Source organism: Zhenpiania hominis (assembly GCF_014333425.1).
Classification (GTDB): domain Bacteria; phylum Bacillota; class Clostridia; order Peptostreptococcales; family Anaerovoracaceae; genus Hominibacterium; species Hominibacterium hominis.
In genome coordinates this window covers 1-6,794 of sequence record NZ_JACRYT010000038.1, presented here as the reverse complement: position 1 = coordinate 6,794, position 6,794 = coordinate 1, and the positions used below count along the sequence as shown (strand labels likewise).

The following is a 6,794-nucleotide window of genomic DNA, read 5'->3' as shown; positions in this document are numbered from 1 at the left end:
CAGATTTGGAATAAGTTTACCTCCACCATCAAGGAGCCGCAAATGCAGGGGATTTTGCAGGGTTTTCGGGTGGTCGGCTCCGGCTCGAAGTTGGGGCGTGAGTACCCTGTGAGGGCGTTCCGGCTCGGCGGGCCGGTGGAGCTGGCGCGGCTGCTTGATTATATCCCGGACAGTAACGGGGAGCAGCAGCGGCTTGAGGGGCTTATGAGAAAGAGCCGCCTGTCGCTGGCCGAGGCGAAGGAGAAGTATCCGGATTGGTATGAGCGGCGGATTGTCAAGAAGGAGCGGCGGGGCCGCTGGACAGTCAAGCGTGACCTTTACGACTGGTGGCTGCACCGGATCGCCGATGAAATCCGGGTGGGACATCGTTTCTATGGCATTATGACGCTGGCGATTTATGCGAAAAAATGCGGGATAGACGAGGACGAGCTGCGTCGGGACGCTTTCGCACTGCTCCGGCCCTACGATGATATGAGTGTGGAGGATATAAACCGCTTTACAAAAGATGATGTGGTGTGCGCCCTGGAGATGTTCAACGAGGACTATGTGACATTCCCCAGGGACGATATAGCGAAGCTCTCCGGCCTGACTATGCCTGTCAATAAGCGTAATTTTCAAAAACAAGCAGATCATCTTGAAATTGCAAGAGCCATTCGGGATATTAAAGCGAAACAGCAAGGGAAAAAGGATTGGAGGGAAGGAAATGGGCGGCCTAAAGACAGCGGGACGGCCCAGGCGCGGGTTTATGAATGGCGGCAGCAGCACCCGGAGGGGCGCAAGGCTGACTGTCACCGGGAAACTGGCCTTGATCCGAAAACCGTCCGTAAGTGGTGGGATTGCCCGCCGCCAGCGGTACGCTTTGAAAATGGGCATGTAACGGTGCGGGTGTCCCCTTCCCAGGAGTTGAGCGATTGGCTCCTGGACGCGCTGCACGATGGGGGCCAGGAATAAGGCCCAGAAAGGCCCCTGTTACGCTTTAGAAGCCGTTTTCAGCCCTCCGAGGGTAAATATACCGGCCCCCTCGCTACCGCGCCCGAAAAGCCGCATAAATCAAGGCTTTTTGCCCCCTAAATGCGTACATACCAGGGTGGAAGTTTAAGGGCCAGTGCTTGGGTAAACGACCAGGAATGCATATTGACATTGTGAATAAAAAATGATACAATGTATATAATAAGAGCGAAAGGAGTTGCTATCTATGGCGAATACAAATATTAACATCCGTATGGACGCAGATTTGAAGCGGCAGTTTGAGGCGTTCTGTGCTGATATGGGAATGACGATGACAACGGCGTTCAATGTTTTTGCTCGTAAGGCGGTGAGAGAGTATAGAATACCCTTTGAAATCAGCGGCGATGTGCCGAACGCAGAAACCGTCGAAGCAATCCAGGAAGTAAAGAGAATGAAGGCCGATCCGAGCCTCGGCAAGACCTATTCCAATGTCGATCAGATGATGGAGGAGCTGCTTGCCGATGTATAACATAAGACCAACCACAAAGTTTCAGAAGGATTTGAAGCGTGTGAAAAAGCGCGGCTTTGATATTTCTTTGCTGACCGATATTATTAAAAAGCTGGCTGCGGGGGAGCCGTTGCCGGAGAAGAACAGGGATCACCAGCTTTCCGGGGACTATGCGGGGTGTCGTGAGTGCCACATTACGCCGGATTGGTTGCTGATCTACGAAGTGGACGGGGACGAGCTGATTTTATATCTTACCCGGACGGGATCGCATAGCGACTTATTTTAGGGGAAGGAGGAAAGGTCTATGAGCTGGGATAAAGAGAGGATCGCGCAGATACAGCTTCCCGATCCGGCAGACGATGATCCGCACCCTCGTCTGCTCCTGGAAGGGCGCGGCATACACGCAGGAGAGGGATTTACAGCTTTGTTTCCAGATGGCTGGCACGAGATTACCCTTGAAGTAGCCTGGGAGCCGACAGGCCCTGCTTGCTGGTACATATCTACGCCTGGGTTTAAGGGTGTGTGTCCTGTGGGCCTGTTCGTGAAAGTATGAAAACGATCCGGCAGATAGCCGACGAGATAGGGGTATCAAAGACAGCGGTAAGTAAACAAATCGAAAACCTGGGTTTGCGATCAAGTTTGCGAAAAAACGGAAACCAGTTTGCGATTGATGAACACCAGGAAGCTTTGATAAAACAGGCTTTTTTTGAAAAAACGCAAACTGAAATCGAAAACCAATCGCAAACTAAAACGCAAACCGAAAACCGTGAAGTTGGCGATTTGGTTTGCGTTTTACAGGCCACCATCGACACACTGCAAGGGCAGCTTGAAGTGAAAGACCGGCAGATCGAGCAGCAGGCTCAGACCATTACTCGGCTCACTGATGCGCTGGCCGCTGCCCAGCAGACGGCGGCAGCGGCCCAGGCTCTTCACGCGGGGACGATCCAGCAGCAGCTTCTTACCGGGGAGGCCGGAGCGGATCAGCAGGACCAGGCGCCGGAGCAAAAACGGGGCTGGTTTAGCAAGTTGTTTCGAGGTTAAGAGAACTTGACAAATCGGAATTTGATGAGGTGTAATTATGGTAAGAATTGCAACAGTAAATGATGCAGAGCAATTAAACATCTTAAATGATGAATTTAATGGTGAGAGCGAAACAAGCATAGACAATATTAGAAATTCCCTTATGAATAATAAACAGGAAGTTGTTATCGTTGCTGATGAAGATGATATGTTAGTTGGATTTGTTTGTGTTCAGCTTAAAAAATCGTTCTGCTATGATGAATATATGCCTGAAATTACAGAAGTGTATGTTAAACCAGCATACAGAAAAAGAGGCTTAGCGAGTGAGATGATTACTTTTGCAGAGGCTTATTGTAGTAAGAATTATCCACTTCACCAATATGAACTTCTAACAGGACAAGAAAATCTTGTTGCACAAACTGTATATAATAAACTTGGATATGTAGATGATAATGAACTTCATTTATCAAAACGAGTTAAAACGGAACGCGTTTACACGCGCAGCGCGACATACCAGAAATTTGAGGTGCTGAAGACCAACCGCAACAAGCGGTACAAGTACGGGGAATTCTTCGTCGAGGGCGTGCGAAACATCAACAACGCCGTCGAAAACGGCTGGGAGATCGTGTCGTTCCTCTACGACGGCGACCGGAAGCTCTCGGACTGGGCCAGGGACAAGCTCGCCGCGGTGCGCACGCAGGTCAACTACGCGCTGCGCGGCGATCTGCTCGCGGCGCTCAGCGGCAAGGCGGACACCTCGGAGCTGCTGGCGGTCGTCAAAATGCGGGACGACGATTTTTCGCGCATCCCGCTTTCGGAAAACCCGCTGATCGCGCTGTTCGACCGCCCCTCGAACCACGGCAATCTCGGCACGATCCTGCGCTCCTGCGACGCGCTCGGCGTGGAGGGGCTGATCCTGACCGGGCACGGCGTGGACCTGTACGACCCGGACGTCGTTTCCTCGACGATGGGCTCGTTCTTTTGCGTGCCGGCGGTCCGCATGTCGGACAACGACTCGGTTTTTGCGTTGATCGACGCGCTGAAGGCGCGCTACCCGGGCTTTCAGGTGGTGGGCACGACGGCGCACCACGAAAAGACGCTTTCGGAAGTGGACTTCACAAAGCCGACGATGCTGCTGATCGGCAACGAGACCGAGGGCCTGCGCCGCATTTACAAGGAGCGCAGCGACGTGCTCGCGACGATTCCGATGAATCCGCGCGGCTCGGCCAGTTCCTTCAACGTGGCCTGCGCCGCCACAGTCATGTTCTACGAAGCCGTGCGCCAACGCGCGGCGGCAACGTGCCGCGGCGAAGTCGCGGGGGGCGCGTGTTAAGAGATAGTCAAATCCTAATTTGAGGAGATGTTCTTATGTATGGATTACTTATATTGAATTTCGTAATACCGTTCGTGATGATTTTTGTGGGATATATATTAAAGAAGCACCCTGTAAAAGATATGAACTCTGGCAACGGGTACAACACACCTTCCTCACGAAAGTCACAAGAGCATTGGGATTATGCACAAAGCATAGCGCCTAATATTTTTATTGGTATTGGCAAAACATTAGGTTTGGTAGAAATCGTTTTGTGTATATCCTTACTTTTTCTTAATATTTCCGCACAGTCTACCGTATTTGCAGGAGTAGCCGTTGGAATTATATTTCTGTTTTTTGGGTTTTACAAAACTGAAACAGGAATAAAAAACAAATTTTTGGATGATAAATTCTAACTTAGTATAAAAGCAGCAGCGAGCTACCGACTCTTGTAGCCCCCGGCAGGGCGCAAAGGCACTTTCATACTGCCAGCCCCAAAGGGGCGGTGGTGTGAAAGTGCCTTTGCGTTACTTTCTCACAAGAAAGTAACAAAGAGGTTGTGGCCTGCGGCCAGTTATGGTAAAATAGGAATAGTAGGATATGGGCTTTTTGCAGGAAAGGGACGGGTGATTTTATAGGTACAACCATTTCGGGAATGACGGGCCGGGGAAGTATCCGGCACAACAACAGGAGCTTTTCAGCGGCGAATGTAGACCGGAGCAGGTCGGAGCAGAATGTCACCTTTTGCAACGAGGATTTGAAAAAGGTGTACCACGAACTTTTCGATGAAGCCCTGGCTGCCTACAATGCCAAAAAGAAAAAGACCAGGGACAAGATACCAGACTACTATGAGCATATCCGGCAGAGCAAGCAGGAAAAGCTATTTCACGAGGCTATCTTCCAGATCGGCAACTTGACAGACTGCGGGTGCGGCTCCCCTGGAGGGGAACGGGCGGCGGCAGCTCTCAAAGAGTTTGCAGAGTCCTTCCAGGAGCGCAACCCTCATCTGCGGGTGTTTAATATGGTGCTGCACATGGACGAGGCCACGCCCCACCTCCATGTGGACTTCGTGCCGGTGGCAACGGAGCAGAGCCGGGGCCTTTCGACGCGGGTATCAATGAAACAAGCGTTAAAGCAGCAGGGATTTGAAGGGCTGGGCCGGAAGCAGACGGAATGGAAAGCCTGGATGGAACGGGAGAAAGAATCCCTAACGGAAATCGCCCAGGCGCACGAGTTTGAGATTATCAGCTTGGGCGGTGGTCGGCCTCATATGGAGCTGCCAGAGTACAGAGCAGCGGCCCAGCGGCTTGAAGCTATCCAGGAACAGGTGACAGCGGCAGAGCAGGAGATCGCGGCCCTGGAAAAGCAGAGAAAGGCCCTGCAAGGGAATGTGAAGCTGCTGAAAGCGGTGGAGAAGGTCAAGCCCGATTTGGACGCAATACAGCCGGAAAAGACGCTGACAGGGGCCGTCAAGGGCGTGACGGTGGAGCAGGTGAAGGAGCTGAAGGCGGCGGTGATCCGGGGCGCGGCGGCAGAGCAGAAGGTGCGGGAGCTGAAGGTAGAAAACCAACAGCTTCAGCAGAAAATCCCCTCGACGAAAGAAAAGCTGAAGGAGGCCCAGGAGCGGCAGCGGCTTGAAAATGAAAACCGGCAGCTCAAAGTGCAGGTGGAATACCTGGAAGAAGATTTGAGCCGGGCGCGCGGGTTTTCGGCGCGGCTCCAGGAAGGGATCGGGGCGGTGCTGGATTTCCTGGATCGGCACTTGCCAGAGCAGTTCCGGCCCCTGGTCGAAAAGGCGCGTGAGCTGCTACCTGTGCCAGAAGTGCAGCAGCCGGAAAGAGAGCAGGAACGGAGCCACACCTGGGGTGGTATGGAGCTGTAAAAGAAGCCTGTCAGGGGGCCTGGCAAGAGCCGCCCGGACAGGCTATAATAACAGTAAAAATAGGGAATAAAATATATTGATAATATATGCCCCCCTATGGGGGTACAGGGGATAGCAGGAAGTTAGCGTGTCGTAAAATAGGGAATAAAATATATTGATAATATATGCCCCCCTATGGCCTTTAGGCCAGGGAAAAAATAATAAAATATTCTCTCTCGGACAGGGAGAAAGTCGGAGGGGGTTATGGGGGTGAGCGGCGGGGTGTGGGAATGTGGTAAACCTGAAAGGTTTTCCATCATTTCCATGCCCCAGAGCGAGGGGGAAAAGGGGGAGGTGACTTTCTCTTTAAGGCCCCGAAGGGGCCGCTCTTTGGCTCCCCCTTTTCCCCCTGTGGGTTTGCAGAATGTACGAAAAGAGGTGTAAGGAATGGCGGATCAGCAAGCAGCACTGGAACGGCTGCGGGAACTTTATAGGGAAAAGAACGAGCATTTAGGGAAGTTTTTGGAGCCGGTGGAGCCGTATGAGTTTTATCGTGAGATCTTCCCGAAAGGATCTTTCGAGAGGAAGGGTCATTTTGAGGACAGGAAGGGAAACGGGATCGCGGTGACGGTGCCGAAAGGTGAGGTTGACAAGGCTACTGGTATTGCCCTGCAGATTGAGGGGGACGGTAAAGCGAAACGCTGTACCATTACTGACGAGCTGGACGAGCTGCGGGAGCTGCAAGACACCGATTTCACGATTATGTCCCCTATCTCCTATTTTGGACGGCGGCGGTGCGGCAAAAATGCCCGGTATCTCTATGCCCTGGTCTTTGACCTGGACGGGGTGGGTATGCCACAGCTTCGGGACACGCTGCACCAGATGAACAAGGATATTCTGCCCCAGGCAACCTTTGTTGTAAACAGCGGGACGGGGCTTCACCTGTATTATGTGCTGAAAGAGCCGGTGCCTATGTACCCGCACAACCAAAAATGCTTGAAAGAGCTGAAATATGCCCTTACCCGGCAGATTTGGAATAAGTTTACCTCCACCATCAAGGAGCCGCAAATGCAGGGGATTTTGCAGGGTTTTCGGGTGGTCGGCTCCGGCTCGAAGTTGGGGCGTGAGTACCCTGTGAGGGCGTT

The 6,794-nt window shown here is 52.4% G+C and carries 9 protein-coding genes; all 9 read left to right on the top strand.

The features are described 5' to 3' along the window. On the top strand, positions 1–951 hold a 951-nt coding region (locus H9L42_RS16365; RefSeq protein ID WP_465270678.1), incomplete at its 5' end, for a hypothetical protein. A gap of 244 nt (positions 952–1,195) precedes the next feature. Then, positions 1,196–1,477, top strand: a complete 282-nt coding sequence (locus tag H9L42_RS16360; protein WP_087295645.1) for a type II toxin-antitoxin system RelB/DinJ family antitoxin — start codon at positions 1,196–1,198, stop codon at positions 1,475–1,477. After that, complete coding sequence (locus tag H9L42_RS16355) at positions 1,470–1,742, top strand: type II toxin-antitoxin system YafQ family toxin (protein ID WP_066859802.1); 273 nt, start codon at positions 1,470–1,472, stop codon at positions 1,740–1,742. Before H9L42_RS16360 ends, H9L42_RS16355 begins: the two co-directional genes overlap by 8 nt. A gap of 18 nt (positions 1,743–1,760) precedes the next feature. Beyond that, positions 1,761–2,009 carry a hypothetical protein gene (locus H9L42_RS16350; RefSeq protein ID WP_087295647.1) on the top strand — a complete coding sequence of 83 codons (249 nt, stop codon included), beginning with the start codon at positions 1,761–1,763 and terminating at the stop codon, positions 2,007–2,009. A 227-nt stretch (positions 2,010–2,236) separates the two neighbouring features. Next, positions 2,237–2,497 (top strand): hypothetical protein, encoded by a 261-nt coding sequence (locus H9L42_RS17120; RefSeq protein ID WP_243235850.1) that lies wholly within the window; start codon positions 2,237–2,239, stop codon positions 2,495–2,497. A 37-nt stretch (positions 2,498–2,534) separates the two neighbouring features. Further along, a complete protein-coding gene (locus H9L42_RS16340; protein ID WP_087990359.1) occupies positions 2,535–3,809 on the top strand; it encodes a GNAT family N-acetyltransferase in 1,275 nt (424 codons plus the stop codon). Positions 3,810–3,844: 35 nt separating this feature from the next. Beyond that, positions 3,845–4,204 carry an SdpI family protein gene (locus H9L42_RS16335; RefSeq protein WP_087990360.1) on the top strand — a complete coding sequence of 120 codons (360 nt, stop codon included), beginning with the start codon at positions 3,845–3,847 and terminating at the stop codon, positions 4,202–4,204. Between the two features lie 239 nt (positions 4,205–4,443). After that, positions 4,444–5,670, top strand: coding sequence for a plasmid recombination protein (locus H9L42_RS16330; protein ID WP_181966766.1), 1,227 nt, complete (start codon positions 4,444–4,446; stop codon positions 5,668–5,670). Between the two features lie 426 nt (positions 5,671–6,096). Then, on the top strand, positions 6,097–6,794 hold a 698-nt coding region (locus tag H9L42_RS16325; protein ID WP_465270677.1), incomplete at its 3' end, for a hypothetical protein.